The 21,749-nt window shown below is 66.5% G+C and carries 20 protein-coding genes; 9 read left to right on the forward strand and 11 right to left on the reverse strand.

Annotation, left to right across the window (positions count from 1 at the left end):
* Positions 1–45: 45 nt before the first annotated feature.
* The 3 genes from L2Y94_RS03400 to L2Y94_RS03410 all read left to right on the forward strand — a co-directional run bounded on the left by L2Y94_RS03400 (position 46) and on the right by L2Y94_RS03410 (position 4,987).
* Positions 46–960, forward strand: coding sequence for an SDR family oxidoreductase (locus L2Y94_RS03400; RefSeq protein ID WP_247375099.1), 915 nt, complete (start codon positions 46–48; stop codon positions 958–960).
* 96 nt (positions 961–1,056) lie between these two features.
* Positions 1,057–2,265 carry a tetratricopeptide repeat protein gene (locus L2Y94_RS03405; protein WP_247373134.1) on the forward strand — a complete coding sequence of 403 codons (1,209 nt, stop codon included), beginning with the start codon at positions 1,057–1,059 and terminating at the stop codon, positions 2,263–2,265.
* Positions 2,266–2,356: 91 nt separating this feature from the next.
* A complete protein-coding gene (locus tag L2Y94_RS03410; RefSeq protein ID WP_247373135.1) occupies positions 2,357–4,987 on the forward strand; it encodes a M1 family metallopeptidase in 2,631 nt (876 codons plus the stop codon).
* 250 nt (positions 4,988–5,237) lie between these two features.
* On the opposite strand, the gene L2Y94_RS03415 is transcribed toward L2Y94_RS03410, so the two are convergent.
* Positions 5,238–6,542 carry a NupC/NupG family nucleoside CNT transporter gene (locus tag L2Y94_RS03415; protein WP_247373136.1) on the reverse strand — a complete coding sequence of 435 codons (1,305 nt, stop codon included), beginning with the start codon at positions 6,540–6,542 and terminating at the stop codon, positions 5,238–5,240.
* 254 nt (positions 6,543–6,796) lie between these two features.
* Here L2Y94_RS03415 and rhtC point away from each other — a divergent pair, with 254 nt between their 5' ends.
* Positions 6,797–7,423: a threonine export protein RhtC gene (rhtC, locus tag L2Y94_RS03420; RefSeq protein ID WP_247373137.1), complete on the forward strand. Its 627-nt coding sequence runs from the start codon at positions 6,797–6,799 to the stop codon at positions 7,421–7,423.
* On the opposite strand, the gene L2Y94_RS03425 is transcribed toward rhtC, so the two are convergent.
* From L2Y94_RS03425 to L2Y94_RS03435, 3 genes are all read right to left on the reverse strand, one after another.
* Positions 7,420–7,929 carry a MarR family transcriptional regulator gene (locus L2Y94_RS03425; RefSeq protein ID WP_247373138.1) on the reverse strand — a complete coding sequence of 170 codons (510 nt, stop codon included), beginning with the start codon at positions 7,927–7,929 and terminating at the stop codon, positions 7,420–7,422. The genes rhtC and L2Y94_RS03425 overlap by 4 nt on opposite strands.
* Positions 7,930–7,935: 6 nt before the next feature.
* The gene (locus L2Y94_RS03430; RefSeq protein WP_247373139.1) at positions 7,936–8,697 is read right to left on the reverse strand and encodes a helix-turn-helix domain-containing protein; all 762 of its coding nucleotides are present in this window, start codon (positions 8,695–8,697) and stop codon (positions 7,936–7,938) included.
* Between the two features lie 114 nt (positions 8,698–8,811).
* Positions 8,812–9,732, reverse strand: coding sequence for a hypothetical protein (locus tag L2Y94_RS03435; protein WP_247373140.1), 921 nt, complete (start codon positions 9,730–9,732; stop codon positions 8,812–8,814).
* A 107-nt stretch (positions 9,733–9,839) separates the two neighbouring features.
* On the opposite strand from L2Y94_RS03435, the gene wrbA reads away from it, so the two are divergent.
* The 3 genes from wrbA (at position 9,840) to L2Y94_RS03450 (ending at position 11,874) form a co-directional block, all read left to right on the forward strand.
* Positions 9,840–10,439 (forward strand): NAD(P)H:quinone oxidoreductase, encoded by a 600-nt coding sequence (gene wrbA / locus L2Y94_RS03440; RefSeq protein WP_247373142.1) that lies wholly within the window; start codon positions 9,840–9,842, stop codon positions 10,437–10,439.
* An 81-nt stretch (positions 10,440–10,520) separates the two neighbouring features.
* Entirely contained in the window at positions 10,521–11,294 is a 774-nt protein-coding gene (locus L2Y94_RS03445) for a YdcF family protein (protein WP_247373144.1), read from the forward strand.
* A gap of 58 nt (positions 11,295–11,352) precedes the next feature.
* The gene (locus L2Y94_RS03450; protein WP_247373146.1) at positions 11,353–11,874 is read left to right on the forward strand and encodes a hypothetical protein; all 522 of its coding nucleotides are present in this window, start codon (positions 11,353–11,355) and stop codon (positions 11,872–11,874) included.
* A gap of 97 nt (positions 11,875–11,971) precedes the next feature.
* Here the strand turns inward: L2Y94_RS03450 and L2Y94_RS03455 are convergent, their stop codons facing one another.
* Positions 11,972–12,430, reverse strand: coding sequence for a PA2169 family four-helix-bundle protein (locus L2Y94_RS03455; RefSeq protein WP_247373147.1), 459 nt, complete (start codon positions 12,428–12,430; stop codon positions 11,972–11,974).
* A gap of 150 nt (positions 12,431–12,580) precedes the next feature.
* Here L2Y94_RS03455 and L2Y94_RS03460 point away from each other — a divergent pair, with 150 nt between their 5' ends.
* Positions 12,581–13,402, forward strand: a complete 822-nt coding sequence (locus L2Y94_RS03460) for an SDR family NAD(P)-dependent oxidoreductase (protein WP_247373149.1) — start codon at positions 12,581–12,583, stop codon at positions 13,400–13,402.
* A 203-nt stretch (positions 13,403–13,605) separates the two neighbouring features.
* Positions 13,606–15,930, forward strand: a complete 2,325-nt coding sequence (locus L2Y94_RS03465) for a S9 family peptidase (protein ID WP_247373151.1) — start codon at positions 13,606–13,608, stop codon at positions 15,928–15,930.
* Between the two features lie 209 nt (positions 15,931–16,139).
* On the opposite strand, the gene L2Y94_RS03470 is transcribed toward L2Y94_RS03465, so the two are convergent.
* From L2Y94_RS03470 to L2Y94_RS03495, 6 genes are all read right to left on the reverse strand, one after another.
* Positions 16,140–17,270, reverse strand: a complete 1,131-nt coding sequence (locus L2Y94_RS03470; RefSeq protein ID WP_247375101.1) for an IS481 family transposase — start codon at positions 17,268–17,270, stop codon at positions 16,140–16,142.
* 128 nt (positions 17,271–17,398) lie between these two features.
* Entirely contained in the window at positions 17,399–18,007 is a 609-nt protein-coding gene (gene msrB / locus L2Y94_RS03475; protein WP_247373152.1) for a peptide-methionine (R)-S-oxide reductase MsrB, read from the reverse strand.
* 56 nt (positions 18,008–18,063) lie between these two features.
* Positions 18,064–18,408: a glycine zipper 2TM domain-containing protein gene (locus L2Y94_RS03480; protein WP_144915054.1), complete on the reverse strand. Its 345-nt coding sequence runs from the start codon at positions 18,406–18,408 to the stop codon at positions 18,064–18,066.
* A complete protein-coding gene (locus tag L2Y94_RS03485) occupies positions 18,405–19,343 on the reverse strand; it encodes a YihY/virulence factor BrkB family protein (protein ID WP_247373153.1) in 939 nt (312 codons plus the stop codon). The genes L2Y94_RS03480 and L2Y94_RS03485 overlap by 4 nt, the downstream gene beginning before the upstream one ends.
* A 201-nt stretch (positions 19,344–19,544) precedes the next feature.
* The gene (locus L2Y94_RS03490; RefSeq protein WP_247373154.1) at positions 19,545–20,243 is read right to left on the reverse strand and encodes an HAD family hydrolase; all 699 of its coding nucleotides are present in this window, start codon (positions 20,241–20,243) and stop codon (positions 19,545–19,547) included.
* 94 nt (positions 20,244–20,337) lie between these two features.
* Entirely contained in the window at positions 20,338–21,651 is a 1,314-nt protein-coding gene (locus L2Y94_RS03495) for a carbohydrate porin (protein ID WP_247373155.1), read from the reverse strand.
* Positions 21,652–21,749 lie beyond the last annotated feature (98 nt).

The raw sequence follows: 21,749 nt of genomic DNA on the forward strand, positions 1-21,749 counted from the left end.
CTCCAGGGCGCGACCCTCGCCGCCGCGGCCCTCGCCTCGCCGGGCATGGTCTTCGCCGCCGCCACGTCGCAGCCCGGCAAAGGGCTGAGCGACCCGCGTGAGGGCTATCCCAAGCCGCCGTTCGCCGCCCAGAACCAGCCGTGGCCCGGGCTGGCGGGCAAGATGAACCCACGTCCCGACCACGGCGAAACCAGCTACAAGGGCAGTGGCCGGCTCGCCGGGCGCAAGGCGCTGATCACGGGCGGCGATTCGGGCATCGGGCGAGCGGTGGCCATCGCCTATGCGCGCGAGGGTGCCGACGTGGCGATCAGCTACCTGCCCGACGAAGAGCCGGATGCGCGCGAGGTGATCGAGCTGATCCGCAAGGCCGGACGAAAGGCCGTGGCGCTGCCCGGCGACATCCGCGACGAGGCCTGGTGCGGTCAGCTGGTGCAGAAGGCCGTGGAAGCGCTGGGCGGCCTCGACATCCTGGTGAACAACGCCGGCCGTCAGCACAGTTTCGATTCGATCCTCGACATCAGCACCGAATATTTCGACTGGACGGTGAAGACCAACCTGTACGCGATGTTCTGGATCACCAAGGCGGCCATTCCGCACATGCCGCCGGGCTCGGCCATCGTGAACACCGCCTCGGTCAACGCGTACAACCCCTCGGCCAACCTGCTCGACTACGCGATGACCAAGGGCGGCATCATGATCTTCACCAAGGGCCTCGCCAAGCAGATGGCGAAGAAGGGCATCCGCGTGAACGGCGTGGCGCCGGGGCCGTACTGGACGCCGTTGCAGGTGTCGGGCGGGCAGACCGAGGAGAACCTGAAGAAGTTCGGCGCGGACTCGCCGATGGGGCGCCCCGGCCAGCCCGCCGAGATCGCGCCGGTATACGTGCACCTGGCCTCCGTCGAAGCCAGTTACGAGTCGGGACAGATCATCGGGGCGTCGGGCGGCACGGGCGTGCCGTGATCGCGTCTACCCTGCCAAAAAGGCCGATATCCACCTCCGTCCCCAACCCCTATCATGCGCGCACCGACAGGATAGGGATGGGGGATGGATCAGGTCATGGGGGATGTGCCCGGCGAAGGCTTCGCCGCGGCGATGGACGACCTGCGTGAGTTCGGTCGCCTCGAGCGAGATGCGCAATTGGGCGATGCCACGGCCCAGTGCCTCGTGGGCGAAGCCTACTTCGACGGCACGCGGGTGGCCCGCGATCGCCAGCGCTCGGCGCACTGGTTCCGCCGGGCCGCCGAACAGGGGCACCTGGACGGCCAATGCCGCCTCGCCTTCCATTACGCCGAAGGCGACGGCGTGGCGCGCGACTTCGCCGAAGCCGTGGCCTGGTACCGCAAGGCGGCGGATGCCGGCCACCTGGAATCGCAATGCGCGCTGGGCACGCATTACGCGCGCGGTCAGGGCGTGGACGCCAGTCGCGAACAGGCGTTGCACTGGTGGGGCATGGCGGCCGACCGGGGCCACGTGCAGGCCTGCGTGAACATGGGCGTGTCGTATTACTTCGGTCGCGGCGTGGCGCGCGATGCCGAGATGGCGTTCGCGTTCTACAGCAAGGCGGTGGAACGGGGCGATCCCGCGTCGCGCGGTTACGGCGATGCCCTGTGCAGCGTGGCGCACATGTATTGTGACGGCATCGGCGTGGCGCGCAGCGCGCGCCTGGGAGCGATGCATTACCAGCGCGCGGCGGAAATGGGGAACGTCAGCGCCCGGTTCGCCCTGGGCAAGATGTTCATGGAGGGCAGCGGCGGTTTGCCGGTGGATCGCTCGCAGGCGCGGCACTGGTTGTCGCTGGCGGCGGAGCAGGGCGACGACGAGGCCCAGCGCCGGTTGCTGGCGCTCGACGCGATGCCCGCCGAGGCGCCGGCCCATCTCGGGCCGCAGGATCCTGCGGCCCAATACGAACTCGGCCAGCGCCTGGCGATGGGCGACGGCGTGGCACGCAACGATCCGGAGGCGGTGCGTTGGCTGACGCCGGCGGCCGGGGCCGGCCATGCGGGCGCCCAGCACCTGCTGGCGCAGATGATCCAGGGCGCCCGGGGCGTGCCCTGCGACATGAAGGACGTGGTGCGCCTGTACCGCCTGGCGGCGAACCAGGACCATGCGGACGCCCAGTACGAACTGGGCCAGTTGTGCGAGCGCGGCGACGGCGTGCCGCGGGATCTGCCGACGGCCCGCGCGTGGTATCGCAAGGCGGCCTCGAAGGGCCATCTGAAAGCCATGCGAAAGCTTGAGCGCAAACCGTGGTGGAAACTCCGTTAGAAGCGGTACCCACCCATGACTTCCGGCGCTTCTCGCCGGCCCGGCCCCGGCGGACCATCGCGGAACGATCATCCCCCGGGGCAACCATCCAATGCGTACCACACTCGTTCGCGCGATCGCCTTCGCGCTTGCCGGCCTGTCCACGGCCGCCTTTGCCGCACCCGCGGCGACGGCTCCCGTCGAGGCCACCACCCAGTTGCCGCGTGGCGCCTATCCCACGCACTACGACGTATCGATCGTGCCGCACGCCGACAAGCTCGCCTTCGACGGCAAGGTGTCGATCGACGTCGAGGTGACCAAGCCCACCACCTCGATCGTGCTCAACGCCATCGACATGACCTTCGCCAACGTCTCGCTCGCGCCGACGAAGGGCAAGGCCGCGTTCGCCGCGCCCAAGGTGGCCGTGGATGCCAAGGCGCAGACCGTCACCTTCACCTTCGACCACGCGATCCCGGCCGGCGCGTATCGCCTGTCGATGGATTACACGGGTAAGATCGGCACGCAGGCCAACGGCCTGTTCGCCATCGACTACGACACCGAGCACGACGGCAAGAAGCGCGCGCTCTACACGCAGTTCGAAAACTCCGACGCGCGCCGTTTCGTTCCCTCCTGGGACGAGCCGGCTTACAAGGCGACCTTCACCGTCGACGCCACCGTGCCGTCGGGCCAGATGGCGGTGAACAACATGCCGGTCGCGTCGAAGAAGGACCTGGGCAACGGCCTGACCAAGGTGACCTTCAAGACCACGCCGAAGATGTCCACCTACCTGCTGTTCTTCGGCCTGGGCGATTTCGAGCGCGCCACCACCACGTCCGAGGGCGTGGAAATCGGCGTGATCACGCAGAAGGGCAAGGTCTCGCAGGCCCAGTTCACCCTCGACAGCGGCAAGGCGGTGCTGAAGGAATACAACGATTACTTCGGCGTACCGTACCCGCTGCCCAAGCTCGACAACATCGCGTCGCCGGGCCAGAGCCAGTTCTTCTCGGCGATGGAGAACTGGGGCGCGATCTATACCTTCGAATACGCGCTGCTGCTCGATCCGTCGTTCTCCACCGTGGGCGACAAGCAGGAAGTGTTCAACACGGCGGCGCACGAGATGGCGCACCAGTGGTTCGGCGACCTGGTGACGATGAGCTGGTGGGACGACCTGTGGCTCAACGAGGGCTTCGCCTCGTGGCTGGCCTCGCGCACCACCCAGCGCCTGCACCCGGAATGGCATACCGAACTGGACGCCGTGGGCATCCGCGAAAGCGCCATGGGCCAGGATTCGGTGGTCACCACCCATCCGGTGGTGCAGCACGTGGAAACCGTCGAGCAGGCCAGCCAGGCCTTCGACAACATCACCTACTCCAAGGGTGAATCGGTCATCCGCATGCTCGAGGCCTACGTGGGCCCGGATACGTGGCGCGCGGGCGTGCAGCGCTACATCAAGGCGCACGCGTACTCGAACACGAAGTCGGACGACCTGTGGAAGGAAGTCGACGCTGCCGCCGGCAAACCGGTGAGCACCATCGCTCACGATTTCACCTTGCAGCCGGGCATCCCGCTCGTGCACGTGGACTCGGTGTCGTGCGCGAACGGCAGCACCACGATCAAGCTCACCCAGGGCGAATTCACCCGCGATCGCCCGGGCAAGACGCCGTTGCGCTGGCACGTGCCGGTGATCGCCAAGACGCTCGACGGCAAGCCTTCCTCGACGCTGCTGGACGGCCAGGGCACGATGACGCTGGCCGGTTGCGGCCCGGTATTGGTCAATGCCGGCCAGAGCGCCTACTACCGCACCTCGTACGGCACCGAGCAGTTCAAGGCGCTGCAGGGCAGCTTCGGCAAGCTCGCGCCGATCGACCAGCTCGGCCTCTTCGCCGACACCTGGGCGCTGGGCATGGCGGGTCTGCAGCCGGCGTCCGACGTGCTCGACCTGGTGAAGGTCACCCCGAAGGACGCCTCGCCGGTCCTGTGGGAGAGCGTGGCGAGCGATCTGTCCGGCCTGGACTCGTATTACGACGGTGACGCGGCCCGGCAGGCCGCGCTGCGGAAGTACGCGGTCTCGCGCCTGTCGCCGAAGCTCGACGAGATCGGCTGGACGGCGAAGGCCGACGAGCCCTCCACGGTGGCGTTGCTGCGCTCGCACCTGATCGGTGCCCTGGGCACGATGGGCGACCCGAAGGTGATCGCCGAGGCACGTCGCCTCTACGCCACCGACAACATGCCCGCCGAGCTGAAGAAGGTCATCCTGGGCGTGGTGGCGTACAACGCCGATGCCGCCACCTGGGACAAGATGCACGCGCAAGCCAAGGCCGAGAAGACGCCGCTGGTGAAGGATCGCCTGTACCTGCTGCTCGGCGTGGCGAAGGACGACGCCCTCGCCAAGCGCGCGCTCGAACTGGCGCTTACCGACGAGCCGGGCGCCACCAACAGCTCGCAGATCATCTCGGCCGTGTCGGCGCACCATCCCGAAATGGCGTTCGAGTTCGCCACGGCGCACAAGGACAAGGTCGATACCTTCGTCGATTCCACCTCGTCGGCGCGCTACTACCCGATGCTGGCGCGCAACTCGGTGGATGAGGGCACCATCGCCAAGATCGACGCGTTCGCGCAGAAGAACATCGCGGCGACGTCGCGCCGCGTGGCCGACAGCGTGGTGGCGGGCATCAAGTACCGCATCCAGGTGCGCAAGGAGCGCCTGCCTGCCGTGGATGCGTGGTTGAAGGCCAACGGCTGATCGTGAGGGATGAAAAAACCGCCGGCCTTGGCCGGCGGTTTTTTTTCGCCTGGAATGTCAATGAGTATCCCTGGCGAAAGACGCTGGGTTCCTGCCTTCGCAGGAACGACGGACTTCAAAATTCAACGTCGCGCGATACGACCTCACGTCGTTCCTGCGAAGGCAGGCACGGCGGACTTCAAGATCCAGCGTCGCGCGATACAACCTCACGTCGTTCCTGCGAAGGCAGGAACCCAGCGTCTCGCACGCTTCAGAACCGCTCCAGCACGCCCGCGATCGTCGCCGTCATGAAGGTGGCGATCGAACCGCCTAGCACGGCACGCAAACCCAAGCGGGCGAGGTCGCCGCGACGGTTCGGCGCCAGTCCGCCGATGCCGCCGATCTGGATCGCGATGGACGAGAAGTTGGCGAAGCCGCACAGCGCGTACGTGGCGATGAGCCGGCTCTCCGGCAGCAGGTCGGGCAGGTGGCGCGCGAGGTCGGCGTAGGCCACGAACTCGTTGATCACCACCTTCTGGCCGATGAAGCTGCCGACCAGGGTCGCATCCTGCCAGGGCACGCCGATCAGCCATGCGATGGGCGCGAGGATCCAGCCGAAGATGGTTTCCAGGCTGAGCGCCACCGGGTGGCCGGCGTGCGCGGTGAGCCAGGCGTTGAGGCTGTGGTCGCCGCCGAGCGTGCCCACCCACTGCACGGGGCCGTTGATCAACGCGATGAGGGCGATGAAGGCCAGCAGCATGGCGCCCACGTTCATGGCCAGCTTCAGGCCGTCGCCCGCGCCGGTGGCGGCGGCGTCGATGACGTTGGCGGTGGTCTTCTCCACCTCGATCTTCACGGTGCCGCGGGTGAGCGGTTCCTGCGTTTCCGGCACGAGGATCTTCGCCAGCACCATGGTGGCCGGGGCGGCCATCACGCTCGCGGTGAGCAGGTGCTTGGCGTAGAACATGCGTTGCGCCGGATCGTCGCCGCCGAGCATGGCCACGTAGGCGGCCATCACCGAGCCGGCGATGTGCGCCATGCCGCCGATCATGACCGTCATCAGTTCGGCCTGGGTCATGCGCTCGATGTAGGGCTTGATGGTGAGCGGCGCCTCGGTCTGGCCGATGAACACGCTGGCGCAGACGCTGGTGGTTTCGGCGCCGGACACGCGCATCACCTTGGTGATCACCCAGGCCATGCCCTTGACGATCTGCTGCATCACGCCCAGGTGGTAGAGCACGCCGGTGAGGGCGGCGAAGAACACGATGGTGGGCAGCACCTTCACGGCGAAGATCACGCCGAACTTCGAGCTGTCCAGCAGGCTGCCGAAGATGAAGCGCGAACCGACGTCCACGTAGTCGAGCAGGCGCACGAAGCCGGTGGCGATGGCATCGAACACGTCGCGGCCCAGCGGCACCTTCAGCACGATGGCGGCGAAGACGATCTGCAGGCTGATGCCGGTGGCGACGAGTTTCCAGTCGACCACGCGCTTGTTGTTGGAAAAACAGAAGGCGATGGCGACGAGCACCGCCAAACCGAACAGGCCAAACAGAACGTGGCCCAGGAGACCCAGCATCGTGACTTACCCCTTGCGAAGGCCGGGGAGAGGCCCCGAGACCGCTTTGAAAAACGGGAGGTTACGGGAGGAGGGGGCGTGGGGCAAGGCGCGGTGCGAAAGACGCTGGGTCCCTGCCTTCGCAGGAACGACGTGAGGGGGCTTGCGGGGATGTCGAATCATGCGACTCGTCGTTCCTGCGGAGGCGGGAACCCAGCGTCTTGCGTCCGAGGAGGCGGAGGCGCTAAATCAGCCTTTTCGCCCTTCTCCCCCCCATGCATATCTTCCTCACCATCGCCATCGTCCAGATCGTGGCCCTCGCCACCCCGGGGCCGGATTTCTTCTTCGTCTCCCAGCTCGCCGCCAGTCGCTCGCGTCGCGAGTCGGCCGCGGGCGTGGTGGGGATCGCGCTGGGCGTGGCGGTGTGGGCGGCACTGGCCCTGCTCGGCCTGCAACTGCTGCTGCACCGGCTGGCGTGGCTCGAGCGCGGCATCGCCGTCGCCGGCGGGCTCTACCTGTGCTGGATGGGACTGCAGATGCTGCGCGCGGCGCGCAAGGCCGACCCCGACGCCACGGTGCCGGTCGTGGACGTGGCCGGTTCGAGCCCGGGACGCGCGCTGCTGCGCGGGCTGGCCACCAACCTGGCCAACCCCAAGGCGGCGATCTACTTCGCCTCGATCTTCTCGGCGTTCGTCGGCGACGACGTATCGCCGTCGGCCCGCTGGGGCCTGTGGGCGCTGGTTACCGCCGAGACCGTGCTGTGGTTCGGACTGGTCGCGGCCATCTTCGCCCTGCCCGCGATGCGCCGGGGCTACGTGCGCGCCAGCCGCTGGATCGACGGCGGGGCCGGGGCGATCTTCACCCTGTTCGGCCTCCACCTGATCTTCGGTCGTCGCGCCTAGCCTTTCTCGAGATTCCGCCCGACGTGCGAGAGGCCGGTGGCGAACCGGGTCATCTCGGGCTGGCTCATGCCGCGCAGGGCATCGGTGGCCACCTCGGCCACCAGCACCCGCACGCGCTCGGCCATCCGCTTGCCCACCGGCGTAAGCGCGATATCCACCAGGCGGCGGTCGTTGGTATTTCGGTTGCGGGCCATCAGGCCGCGTTCGATGCCGGCGTCCACGGCGTGGGTCACCGTGCTGGCATTGACGCCGCAGGCCATCGCCAGTTCGGTGGAGATCATGCTGCGCCGGCCGGCGAGCAGGAGCAGCATCTCGCCTTGCAGGGCGGTGATGCCGAACTCGCGCTGGGCGCGGCGGCCCACCGCGTCCCGCAAGCGGGATCCGGCCAGCATGAGGTCACGGCCCAGCGCCAGGGCAGCCGGTGGGTGGGTGTCGCGGTCGACCATGATCGGGCCGTGCTCGAAAGCGTGGCGTTCCGCCACGGAATGGGAAGAAGCGGTCGGCATCGTCGATCAATCCGCCGTGCGGCGCCAGGCACCCGGGGGAAGGCCCACCGTGCGGGTGAACACGCGGGTGAAGTGGCTCTGTTCGGCGAAGCCGCAGGCCAGCGCCACGTCGGCCAGCGACATGTCGCTGGTACGCAGGAGGGACTGCGCCCGTTCGATGCGGCGATCGAGCAGCCAGCGGTGCGGCGGCTTGCCCATGCTGCGGCGGAACGCGCGCGAGAAATGATTGACCGACAGGCCGCAGGCGTCGGCCACGGCCGAGACGGGAAACGACTGGTCGAGGCGTTCTTCCATGTAGGCCACCGCGCGACGCTCCTGCCAACTCGCCAGCCCGCCACGGGTGATGACCGGGTCCGCCGGTGCCGGCGAGCCCGGCACGATGGCGCGGAGGGCGAGGGCGACGTGGGCGACCAGGGGCGTGTTGGGCGTGTCCGTGCGCAGGCTGTCGTAGAGGATGCTGGCGAGGGAGCGGACGGCCGAAGGCTGCTCGCCGGTACACGGGTCGCCGGCGCAGTGGCGGCGGAACAGGATGCCGCCGGCGCCCTCGGCATCGGCGGCGCGCGCGGCGCGATAGACGAGCAGGAGGTCGTTGTTGGCGTCGTCGAGCACGATCTCGGTGAGCGCGGCGCGGCCGCGCAGGTTTTCCAGGAGGTTTTCGGCGCCGGGGCGATCGCCCGGTTCGAGCGCGGCGGAGCGTTGGCCGAGGTCGACGATGACGGTGGCGGGACGGAGTTCGGACATGCGGAGTGCGGCGTCGAGGCGGTACATCGGCCGATCCTCTTGTGAGCAAGGGAGAGGATCGAAGCATTGCGGATGCAAGGATCGTCACCTACCCCCGAAAGGGTGAGGGCGTTCGCCCCTTACGTGACCCAGCGCACGTCTCTAGCGGATCCGTGAAGTGTTGCGCAGTTCTTCGAGGATATCCGGGCCGCGTACGTCGATGTGGTCGAGGTTGTCCACGTAGAACCGCACGAAGGGCGCTTGCGCGTCCTTCGGCATCCAGGGCCGGGCCCAGGCGAACACCACGCAGCGGCCGCCCTCGGCGATGAGCTTGTCCAGGCGCGCCCGCAACAGCTTGCGGACGGCGTAGGCCTCGATGTCCCGAGCGGTCAACGTCACCGTGGGGTGCAGTTCGGCGTCGTCGTGGCGGAAAGCGCGGGAGAACCGCAGGTAGTAGCCGCCTTCCTTCGTGGCGCGGATCGACGCGGTGCCCCACCAGATCGCGCGCGTCGAGGTCAGTTCGGCCACTTTCTGCCGGTAGACGTTGCGGAACAGCGTCGCGTAGGTCTGCGTTTCGCCGCCGATCTCCACGGTGGCCTCGTCGAGGTCGTCGTCGCGGCGGTGTTCGAGGAACTTCTGCACGAGCGACGAGAGCCGATAGAAATGGCTGGCGCGAGGGGCCGACGCCGCGCCGTGGGCGCCGGCCTGCGCCGGTGCGACGCTTCGTTTTCCCCCGAGGGGGCCAGCCGTCGTCGGGACATCCGCTTTTCGCGCCCCGAAGTGATCCTTGGGCCGCTCGGCCTCGAAGACGTCGGGCCGCTTTTCCCGCGGCGCATGGCCCTTGCCGTGCGCCACTTCGCATTCCGGCGCGTGGTCTTCCAGGCGGCGCGAGCGGAAATAGGGACGAATGCGCAGGTTCTGCTCCGGCTTGTCGAGACAGGCGCAGATCAGGCGCGCGGTGCAATCCTTTCCCGTGCAGAGAAACGTGGCATCGGCATCGAGCACGTCCGCCCAGTACAGCTCGTAGGCCCGCTCGGCGGTGAGCCGCTCGTCGCGTTCGGGTTGGATCGCCTCGTCGATCATGGATGTCCTGATTGTCGAACACAGCGTTCGCTCGCGTGCACGAAGCCGTGCCGCGCGAGCAGGCATAGTATCGGCATCTTCCCGCCGCGATACCCAGGAGACGAACGATGGCTAAGGTGCTGGTGCTTTATTACTCCTCTTACGGCCACATCGTGAAGATGGCCGAGGCCCAGGCGCAAGGCGCCCGCGACGCGGGTGCGCAGGTGGATATCAAACGGGTCGCGGAAACGGCGCCGCCCGAGGTGGTCAAGGCCGCCGGATTCGTCACCGACCATGCGCACCCGGAAGCCAAGGTCGACGATCTGGCCCAGTACGACGCCATCATCGTCGGCGCGCCGACCCGCTACGGCCGCATGCCGTCGCAGATGGCGGCGTTCCTCGACCAGACGGGCGGCCTGTGGATGAAGGGTGCCCTCAACGGCAAGGTCGGCGGCGCCTTCACCTCCACAGCCAGCCAGCACGGCGGCCAGGAAACCACGCTGTTCTCGATCATCACCAACCTGATGCATCTGGGCCTGATCCCGGTCGGCCTGCCGTATTCGTTCCAGGCCCAGATGGGCGTGGACGAGGTCAAGGGCGGTAGCCCCTACGGCGCCACGACCATCGCCGACGGCAACGGGTCGCGCCAGCCCAGCGAGACGGAGCTGGCCGGTGCGCGATTCCAGGGCAAGCACATCGCGGAGATCGCGACCAAGCTCTTCGGCTAAACGCGCGCTGGAGCACAAAAAGCCGATGGTCGGCCGTGCCCGTCGCACGGTCGGCCATCGGCTTTGCTACGCTCCGCGCCCATGATCCTTCCTCTCTTCCTACTGCTCCTCGTCGTCGGCCTGCTCTTGCTGTGGCGCCGTCGGCGCCGATCCGGCACGGTCCTGACCGTGCTCGCCCTCGCCTGGTTGGGCTTCGCCGGCTGCGGTCCGCTCACCGGCATGCTGTTGGGCAACCTGCAATCGGGTTTCGCTCCCGACGTGGCCCACTGGGGCCAGCGCAACGCGATCATCCTGCTCGGCGCGGGCACGGTCCGCACGGGCTCGGGGGCCATCGAGCCCAGCCTCTACGCGAACGGCCGCATCCTCGAGACGGCGCAACTCTATCGCTCATGCAAGGCCACCGGCGCCGAGTGCAAGGTGGAAGTGAGCGGCGGCGACGCGATGAAGCTCAAGAAGGCCGAGGCCGACGTCTATGCCCTGACGCTCGATCGCCTGGGCGTGCCGCGACAGGACATGATCCTCGAGTCGCGCAGCATGAACACCTTCCAGAACGCGCAGTTCAGCCGGCCGCTGCTGGCGGCCTACGGCGCGGACAAGGTGGTGCTGGTGTCCTCGGCGGTGCACCTGAAGCGGTCGGTGCTGTATTTCTCGCATTTCGGCATCCGCGCCGAACCCGTGCGCGGCGATTACGTGACGGCACGCTACGACTGGCTGCCGTCGTCGGAGAACATCTTCTTCGCCGATTTCGCCCTCCACGAATACGTGGGCGTGGCCCGTTACCACCTCTACAACGCGTTGGGCTGGAACGTCCCCAAGGTTCCTGAAGATTCCCCAACCGTACAGACGCCTACGTAACAATTGCCGATTTATGCTGGCTCACCGTCCAGCACGGACCGAACCGAAGGAGATGCCCGTGAAGTTCCGTTACATCCTCGCTGCCTCGATGCTGGCCGCCGCGTCCGTCGTTCCCGCCGCGTTCGCCCAGCAGGCGGCGCCGGCGCAGGCCGAGGCGCCGAACCCGGCGTCGCAGATCCCGTCCGCCGACAAGCAGGCCATCCAGAACTACAACCTCAACGACGACGTGTTCAATCGCATCGTGAAGGTGTCCCAGGAAGCGAAGAAGCAGGGCATCCAGCCGAAGAACGCGAAGACCGATTTCTCGAAGATCCACTCGCTCGACGACCTCGCCAAGCAGATCACCGATTCGGATCCGCGCATCGAGCCGCTGATCAAGGCCAACGGTTTCACGCCGCGCGAGTTCCTGCTCGCGAACCTCGCCGTGACCAACGCGGCCATCGCGTCGGAAGCGAAGAACAACCCGCAGATGGCGCAGTACGTCGACCAGTCGAAGGTGAACCAGAAGAACGTCGCTTTCTATGAGGCGCACAAGGACAAGATCAATGCGCTGATGGCCGAGGACCAGGGCGGTCAGTGACCCCGGCCTGATTCGACTCAAAAAAAACGGAGCCGGGAGGCTCCGTTTTTCGTAGGGGCGTCAGCCGCTCGTCGCGACGGGGCCCGTTCGGCGTTTGTTACTTGGTCGCGTGCAGCGCGTGCTTGAGGTCACGCATCTGGTCGTGGCCGCTCTTGACCGACACGTAAGCCTCGTTGATGACCGAACCCGTGCCGGCGGAGACATCGGTGTCCTTCAGCGCATCTTCGTACTTGTGCTTGATATGGTCTTCGCCACGCTCGACCTCGTCGACGATGGCGGTGTCGTCCTTCGAACTCATCTTCGAGCGCAGTTCGACGAACATGCGATGCGCCTTGGCGAGAACGGTGCCGTCGTCTTCGGGCTTGCCGCCCAGCGAGGCCACCTGCTGCTGCAGGCGCGACGCCACCTGGCGGCGCTCGGCCGCGCGCTGCTGGAACAGGGCGGCATAGCGGGTGTTTTCGGCATCCTTCGCCGCCTCGCCATAGCCTTCGGCACTGTCGATGGTGGTCTCGATGAGACTGTTGAGGACCTTGATATCGTGGTCGGTGCTCGTCATGGTGTGGGCTCCTGGCCGTGGTTGAATCGGGCCATCAGCATCGCTGCCGGAGGCGGCATGAAGGCGTGAACGTGCCGTCGTAGGCGTCACCACATCGTCTATCCGTTCATGTGACCATACTGGGCCGAACTTCAAGACGGGAGCGACTCCATGGCATCCAATCGACGTGCACTCGTCACCGGCGCATCGGCGGGTATCGGCGAAGCGTTCGCGCGCGAACTGGCGCGGCGCGGTTTCGACGTGGTGCTCACCGCCAGGCGCGCCGACCGTCTCGAAGCGATCGCCGCGGAGCTGCGCGAGCGGCACGCGGTGGAAGCCATCGTGGCCCCGCTCGATCTCGCCCGGCCCGACGGTCCGGAGGCGCTGGTCGCCGCGCTGGAGGCGCAGGGTTTGCACATCGACGTGCTGGTGAACAACGCCGGCTATGGCGTGACCGGGTACCTCGACGACCAGCCGTGGGCCACCCATGCCGCGTTCATCCAGGTGATGATGACCGCCCCCACCGAACTGGCCTGGCGGCTGCTGCCGGGGATGAAGGCGCGGGGCTACGGGCGCATCGTCAACGTCGCCTCGCTGGCCGGGCTGGTGCCCGGATCGGCCGGACACACCTTGTATGGCGCTTCCAAGGCCTACCTCATCCGGTTTTCGCAGTCGCTCGCGCTGGAGAACGCCGGCACGGGCGTGCACGTCACCGCGCTGTGCCCGGGCTTCACCTATTCCGAGTTCCATGACGTCAACGGCGCCCGGCCGCTGGTCTCGAAGATGCCGAAGTACCTGTGGATGGATGCGGCCACCGTGGCCCGGCAGGGGCTGGATGCGGTGGAGAAGGGCGAGGTGGTCCACGTCAACGGGCGGGTGAACCGGTTCATCAAGGGGCTTTTCAAGTTCCTGCCCGACCGGCTGGGGCTGAAGATGACGGAGCGGCAGGGGCGGCGGTTCAGGGTGAGGCGCCCTGCCAAAGGCGCTTCGTAGGATTCGCCGATACGATCGGCTCCCACCCCTTCGGTAGAAAGGCTGCTACCGGAGGGGTGGGAGCCGATCGTATCGGCGAATCGCACGGAGCGGGATACCCCACGCATCCATGACCTCTGGCATACGCCTCGCCCCCCCGCGAGGACTAGCCTCGTCCGGTTCGCGGCGCGACCCGTGCCGCGGTTCAGCCACGGGGATTTCCAATGTCCAGATACACCACGGCGCTCGCGGGCGCCGTCCTCTTCGGCCTGACCGGTGCCGCTTCCGCGCAGGCCGTGAGCGTCGACGATTACCGTCGTGCCGACGCGATGCTCCCGAACAACACGATGCCGCTGGTCGACCATGCGGTACAGCGCGTGAAGTGGATCGACGATACGCACTTCTGGTATCGCGACCAGGACAAGGACGGCGGCCAGTTCATCACCGTCGACGTGGCGAAGGGTACGTCCACGCACGCGTTCGACCGCGACAAGCTGGCGAAGGCGCTGTCGTCGGCCACCGGCAAGAAGGTCGATGCGGCCAAGCTGCCGGTGAGCGCGTTCGTGGTGCGTCCGGACGACGGCCTCGACGTGACCTCGGGCGGCAAGAACTACGTCTGCGACAAGGCCATGGACAAGTGCGAACTGGCCGCGGTGAAGAAAGACCCCAGCGGCAAGCCCTACGGTGAAGAGCCGGGCATGAAGTCGCCGGACGGCAAGTCCGAGGCGTTCATCCGCGACTGGAACCTGTGGGTACGCGACGTGGCCACGGGGGCCGAGACCCAGCTGACCACCGACGGCATCAAGGACTTCGGCTACGCCACCGACAACGCCGGCTGGAAGCATACCGACGAGGCCATCCTCGTCTGGTCGCCGGACTCGAAGAAGATCGCCACCTTCCAGCAGGACCAGCGCAAGACCGGCGAGATGACCACGGTGAGCGTCAACGTGGGCCATCCCAAGGTCGATACCTGGAAGTACCCGCTGCCGGGCGACAAGGACGTGACCATGATCGAGCGCGTCGTCATCGACGTGCCGACGAAGAAGGTCGTGCGCTTCAAGATGCCGCCCGACCAGCATCGCTCGACGATCTGCGACGACGTGTCGTGCAGCCCGGGCCTGTGGGACGACGTGCGCTGGTCGGCCGACGGCAAGAGCATCGCCTTCGTCTCCACCGCGCGCGACCACACGCATGAGTGGTTCCGCGTGGCCAACCCCGAGACCGGCGACGTGCGCACGGTGTTCGAGGAGAAGGCCAAGACGTATTTCGAAGGCGGCAACGATATGGCCAACTGGCAATACGTGCCCGAAACCGACGAGGTGATCTGGTTCTCCGAGCGGAGTAACTGGGGCCACCTGTACATGTACAGCCTCAAGACCGGCAAGCTGGAACACGCCATCACCAAGGGCGACTGGAACGTCACCCAGGTGCTGCGCATCGATCCGAAGACCAAGACCATCTGGTTCCGCGGCGTCGGTCGCGAGAAGGGCGTGGACCCGTACTACCAGTCGTTCTACAAGGTGGACTTCGACGGCGGCAACCTGACGCTGCTCACCCCGGAGAAGTCCGACCACACCGTGTCGATGTCGAAGGACGGCACGTACTTCTTCGATTCGTATTCGACGATCGACACGCCTCCCGTCGCCCTCGTCCGCCGCAGCGATACGGGCGCCACGGTGAAGGAAGTGGCCAAGGCCGACATCTCGCGCCTGAAGGCCGCCGGCTGGGTGCCGCCGACCGCGTTCACGGTGAAGGCGCGCGACGGCAAGACCGACCTCTACGGCCAGATGTTCAAGCCGACGAACTTCGATCCGTCGAAGAAGTACCCGCTGGTGGTCTACATCTACCCGGGTCCGCAGACCGGTTCGGTGCGCACGCGCAGCTTCATTCCGTCGCATGGCGACAACCAGTCGCTCGCCGAACTCGGCTTCATCGTGGTGGCGGTCGACGGCATGGGCACGCCGTGGCGTTCGAAGGCGTTCCATGACGCCTACTTCCAGAACATCGGCGACAACACGCTGCCCGACCAGGTCGCGGCCGTGAAGCAGCTGGTGAAGCAGAACGCGTGGATCGACGGCGACCGCGTGGGCATCTGGGGCCATTCCGGCGGCGGCAACGCCACGGCCACGGCGATGTTCCGCTACGGCGACGTGTTCAAGGTGGGCATCTCCGAATCGGGCAACCACGACAACCGCAACTACGAAGACGACTGGGCCGAGAAGTGGCAGGGCCTGCTGGTCAAGGACAAGGACGGCAAGTCCAACTACGACGACCAGGCCAACCAGAAGTGGGTGGACGGCTTGAAGGGCCACCTGATGCTGGCCCACGGCACCTCGGACGACAACGTGCCGCCGTACGAAACGCTGCTGGTGGTGGATGCGCTGATCAAGGCGAACAAGGATTTCGACCTGGTGATGATTCCCAACGCGCACCACGGTTACGGTGCCGCCACGCCGTACATGACGCGCCGCCGCTGGGATTACTTCGTGCGTTACCTCAAGGGGGAGACGCCGCCGAAGGAATTCAAGCTGACGCCGATCGAGCGTTGATCGATGAAAAAGCCCCGCGAAAGCGGGGCTTTTTTTCAGGAGCCAGTGGGGTGCCGTCGCTCGCACCGAGCAGAGACGCTGGGTTCTTGCCTTCGCAGGAACGACGTGAGGGGGACGTGCGTCGCGTTGAATCTTGTAGCTCGTCGTTCCTGCGAAGGTGTACAGACCGGGCACATGGTGAACAGGTGTGCCAGGACATGGTGGACACTTTAGTCCAGGTCTCGCAGGTTGACGGTGTCGAGCCAGTGATGACGGAAATACAGGTCATAGATGCCGTCCTGCCCGTCCTGCGGGCGGGCGGCGATGATCTGGGCCTTCAGGGCCGACGACACCGTCAGAGGATGGCCCAGCAGCTGGGTTCGACCTCGCTGGTCGACATGTAACCGCAAGTCATCCGGGCCGTACTCAAACGCCGCGATCCGCTCGGGAAAGGCGCGCGGACTGATCCGGTAACGCTGCACCGGCGTGACCATGCCGATGCCTTCGTGCGGACGCACGTGGTTGTAGATCTCCCGCCAGTGATCCAGCGCCAGGCCCAGCTCCCTGAGGTTGAGGAAAGCCCGGCCGCGCAGCACCTCCACGTCCAGGCTTCGGTGGAAACGCTCGTCCTTGCCGTTGGTCTGGGGATGGAACGGACGGCTGAAACTCACGTGGATACCCAGCTCCACCAGCCACACCGACAAGGTCGACAGATGGCGTGCCGGGCCGTTGCCCACGCCCCACGGCGTGCCGTTGTCCATGTTCATGCGCAACGGCAGCCCGTAGCGACGAAACGCCGCCGTGAGCAGGCGTCGTACCGTCAGGCCTGTCTTATCGGCGTTGTTGGCCAGCACCAGGTTGAAACGGGAGTGATCGTCGAGCACGGTCAACGGATCGCACTGGCCCGCCCCCACCGGCACCGATCCCTTGAAGTCCATCTGCCACAGATCGTTAGGCGCGCTGTGCTCGAAGCGCTGCCAGGGCGTGATCACCGCCTCGGTGGGGCGCCACAGCAGGCCATGGCGACGCAGGATGTGGGTGATCGTGCTGGGCGCGGGCGCATCGCAACCTTCCCGTTCCAGCACCTTGGCCAGCTTGCGCCCGCCCCAATGGGGATAAGTGTGCCGCAGCGCCAGGATACGGGCTTCGGTCTCGGCCGCCGTCTGCCCAGGACTGCGGTGCGGACGACGTGACCGGTCCGCCAGCGGCTCCGCGGCCGCCTCCCGGCGGAGCCATTTATAGCCGGTCGTCCGGCTGATCCCGAACCGCCGGCACAGCGGCGCCACGGGCTGGTCCGGGCGCCGGGCCAGGGCGAGAAACTCGGCACGCAAACTCATGACTGACGCTTCCTTCCAGGGCATGGGATGGGCCTCTGGCCGCCACAGGTTGGCGGTCGAGGTGTAAACCATGTCCTGGCACACCTGTCAGCTATGTGTCCGGTCTATACACGAAGGCAAGAACCCAGCGTCTTGCGGTCGGTTATCGCGATTCAGGACAACGTGATATGCACCCCGGGCACCGGCACGAACTTCATCGCCACCGCGTTCATGCAATAGCGCAACCCGGTCGGATCCGGACCGTCGTCGAACACGTGCCCCAGGTGCGACCCGCACCGCGCGCAACTCACCGCCGTGCGATCCTCGACGGCGAGGCTGCGGTCGTCCGTCTGCACGATGTTCCGCTTGGAGATCGGCTGCCAGAAGCTCGGCCAGCCCGTGCCCGAATCGAACTTGGTGGCCGAGTCGTACAGCGCCGTGTCACAGCCCAGGCAGCGATAGATGCCGTTCTCGTGGCGGTCCCAGCCGGGCCCGGTATACGGCGGTTCGGTGCCCTCGTGGCGCATCACGTAGTACGAGCGACCGTCGAGCTTCTGCCGCCATTGCTCGTCCGTCATCACCACCCGGGCCTCGGTACGCGGGCCCAGCGGCTTCTTGTCCGGGGAGAATTCGTCGATGGTGACGCTCCCGCCCTGCGGACGCGGCGCGTCGGCCGCCACGACGGGACGCGTCCCGCGCAGCACGAAAGGCAGGGAAACGGCGGCGGCCGTCGTGACGGCCAGCACGCCGAGGAATCGCCGACGCTCAGGATCGATGCTCATACAGCCTCCGGGAAGGGTCTCTTCCCTAAGACCGGCCAGGCGTCGGAATGCTTACGTCAGTCGTTGACCCAGTGGCATTCGCGATGGGTTTCGTAGCGGGCGTTCTTGTCCTGGTGGTTCTTCTGGATCTGGTTGCCCGCGTAACCGCCGCCGACCGCACCGGCCACCGTGGCGAGGGTCTTGCCCTTGCCGCCGCCGACCTGGTTGCCGAGCAGGCCGCCGGCCACGGCGCCCACGCCCGTACCGATCAGGCGGTTATTGTCCTTGGACTGGATTTGCTTGGTTTCCACGTCCCGGCAGACCTGGTGCTGGCTGCGGCGCGCCTGCGCCTGTACCGGGGAATCGACCACCGCACCGGTGGCCATGACGAGCGCGGCGATCGCGATCAGGTGGGTTTTCATGAGGTTTCCTCCTTCTCGATAGGCTTTATGGATAACGCCGCCGCCGTGATGGACGGGTCAAGGGGGGCGGGCTTGGTGGACATCGCGTAGGACCGCGGCTGGATCGGCGTGCCGCGGACCTCCGCCACCGCCTCGGTCAGTTCCGCGCCGAGCAGCAGGATGAGGGCGGAGTAGTAGACCCACACCAGCAGCACCACCACGCCGCCGGCCGGCCCGTAGGGGCCGCCGACGTTGCTGCGTTCCAGGTAGATGCCGATGGCGTACTTGCCGACGACGAAGAGCAGGGCGGTGAGGGAGGCGCCGATCACGGCGTCGCGCCATTCGATAACGGCATCGGGCAGCACCTTGTAGATGGCGCCGAAGATCACGACGAACACCACGAGCGAGATGATCGTTTCCAGCACGTGCCAGCCGGTGGTGCCGCCGCGCACGAACACGGCGATGAGCGCGCTGGCCGAAAACGAGATCACCAGCAAAAAGGCCAGCGAAAGCAGCAGGCCCAGGGCATGCAGGCGGGCGCGGATCCAGCCCAGGATGGCGTGGCGGGTGCTGCCGGGCTTGGGTTGCAGGCTCCAGACGCGGTTGAGCGCGCCCTGCAGCTGCGCGAACACGGCGGAGGCGCCGACCAGGGTCACGCCCAGGCCGATCACGCCCGCCATGCTGCCCACGCTGGGTTTCTGCTTGGCGTTCTCGATCACCAGCCGCACGGCTTCGGAGGCGCGCGCGCCGACGAGGCCGTTCAGGCTATCGATCAGTTGCGCCTGCCACTCCGGTCGTAGCGAGGCCACCACCCAGAGCAGCAGCACCAGCAGGGGAGCGAAGGACAGGGCGGAATAGAAGGCGAGGGCGGCGGCACGGGTCATCAGCTCGTCGTCGCTGAAGCCCTTGGCGGTGTTGCGTACCACCTGCCAGCCGAGTCGGATGCGGCGATCCATGGGGTTCCTCCGTCGGGACGGGGGACAGGGTGCGGGGGTGGGCGCGAAAGAAACGTGGAGCAGCCGCTTCGTCGGGTTCGCCGATACGATCGGCTCCCACCCCTTCGGTAAGGAGTGTCCTACCGATGGATCAGAACCGACTCGATGAGGATGTCCTACCGAAGGGGTGGGAGCCGATCGCATCGGCGAAGGGTGCCCGCCTCATCCCATCCGGGCGATAGCCCCCGGAATGCCATCCGCCCCACGCACCTCGACCACCCGGTCGGTCATGGTGAACCCCGTGACCACCTCGTGCGCCCAGGTGCTGTGATAGGGCATGTAGACCCCCCAGCCACCCAGCTCCACCACGGGCGCGATGTCGGACTTGAGCGAATTGCCCACCATGGCGAAGCGCTCGGGCGTCACCTCGAACTCGCGGAACAGGCGGGCGTAGGCCGCCGGGTCTTTCTCCGAGACGATCTCGATGCGATGGAACACGTCGGCCAGCCCGCAGCGGGCCACCTTGTATTCCTGGTGGAAGAGATCGCCCTTGGTGATGAGCACCACGCGATGGGTGGCGGCCACGCGCTCCACGGCGTCGCGGATGCCGGGCAGGAGTTCGACGGGGTGCGCGAGCACTTCCTTGCCCAGGCGCACGATGCGGTGGATGTCGCGTGCCTCGATCCGGCCTTCGGTGAGCTCGATGGCCGACTCGATCATCGACAGCGTCATGCCCTTTGCGCCGTAGCCGAACAGGGCGATGTTGCCGCGCTCGGTGGCGAGCAGGCTGTCGCGCAGGCCGTCGCGGGCGAGGTCGATGTACTTGCCGAGGATGGCCTCGAATTCGTCCTGCGCGCGGTCGTAGTATTCCTGGCTGTGCCAGAGGGTGTCGTCGCCGTCGAAACCGACCAGGTCGATCATGCCGCTTGCTCTCATTCGTTCAGCGGCAAGGATATCGCTTGCCTGAACGAAAGACACTGGGCTCCTGCGTTCGCAGGAGCCCAGTGTCTTCGCTTTAGAAAGCCACGCTGGCCTTCAGGCCCAGGATGAACGCGTTGTTCTTCTCGGCGATGCCGCCCGGATCCTTGATGTACTGCAGGTTGGGACGCAGGGCGATCGAGGGGATGGGCGACCAGCTGTAGAACACTTCGGCCACCTTCTCGTAGCCGCTCTTCACCAGGCCCGGGTCGTCCGGATGGACGGCGTTGTACAGGCGCTGGTACTTCGCCACGTCGCCGTTGGCATGGGTGAAGCCCAGGGCCGCGCCGACGAAGTCGTTCGGGCGGTCGAAGATGCCCTTGTACTCCATGCCCAGCGAGATCTGGTTGTTGGTGGGCGAGGTCTGGTGGTCGGCGGAGGTGATGTTGAGGAACACGTTGGTTCCCTTGCCGCCCGCTTCGCCGGTGACCTGCTGCTGGAAGGTGATCCACGCACCGCGACGCGAGGTGCGCTGCAGCGGGTCGTCGCCGGTGAGCGCGCGCGGCTCGTGGTTCACGTCGTAGAAGACGTCGTCACCCTTGGAGGTGTTGTACCAGACGCCCGCGCGATACGAACCGGGCAGGCCGTTGATCGAGGGCTTCCAGCCGAACTCCAGAGGGATCAGCCAGCCGGTGGTGCCGCTGGGGAAACCGAGCTTCAGGCCGTTGCGACGGGCGTAGGAATCGTCGACGTACTTCGGGTTGACCTGGTACGCCGACAGCTGAAGCCAGGTGTTCTGCGTGGTGGAGAACTTCAGCACCGTGGCCCACATGCTGGTCGGCCAGTTGACCCAGTAGTCGCCCACGATGTTGCCCGGCTGCGCGCCGCAGAACGAGAGGTTCTGGAAGTCGCACGAGAAGCTGCCGGTGTCCTCGCCGACCGGCATGCGGCCGATCTTCCAGGTGAGGCGGTCGTTGAAGAACTTCTGCTCGAGCTGGAAGATGGTCAGGTGCCAGGTCTGGCCGCGGCCGTAGACTTCCTGGATGAGCTGGTTGTTGCCGATATTGGCGTCGGCGCCGATATCGCGGCCGTTGCGATCGGTGACCATGATGTTGAACTTGGCGCCGTGCCAGTTCCACAGCTTGTCGAGATCGAAGCTGGCGCCGAACTTCCATTGGTCGGTGTATCGCGTGATTTCGCGATCGCCGCCGGAATAGTTGTGCGCGGCTTCGAAGCCGTAGCCGAGGTCGAACGTAATGCCTTCATCGGCCAGGCGCGTGCGTTCGCCGCCCCAATCGCCGAAAAGGTATTTGCTGCCGGATGCGTCTTGCGCATGCGCCGATGCCCCGGCGAAGCCGAGGCATGCGAGCACCAGACCGGCGAGAGGGCGCTTAATCGAATGGATGCGCATCTAGCCTTCTCCCTGAAGTGAAAATTTTAAGTTTTTGCGTAGTCGTGTTCTGATTATCTAAGTTGCAACGCACAAGCTTTTCCGGGCGCACAACCGAC

The sequence above is a fragment of the Luteibacter aegosomatis genome, from assembly GCF_023078455.1.
GTDB classification, from domain to species: domain Bacteria; phylum Pseudomonadota; class Gammaproteobacteria; order Xanthomonadales; family Rhodanobacteraceae; genus Luteibacter; species Luteibacter aegosomatis.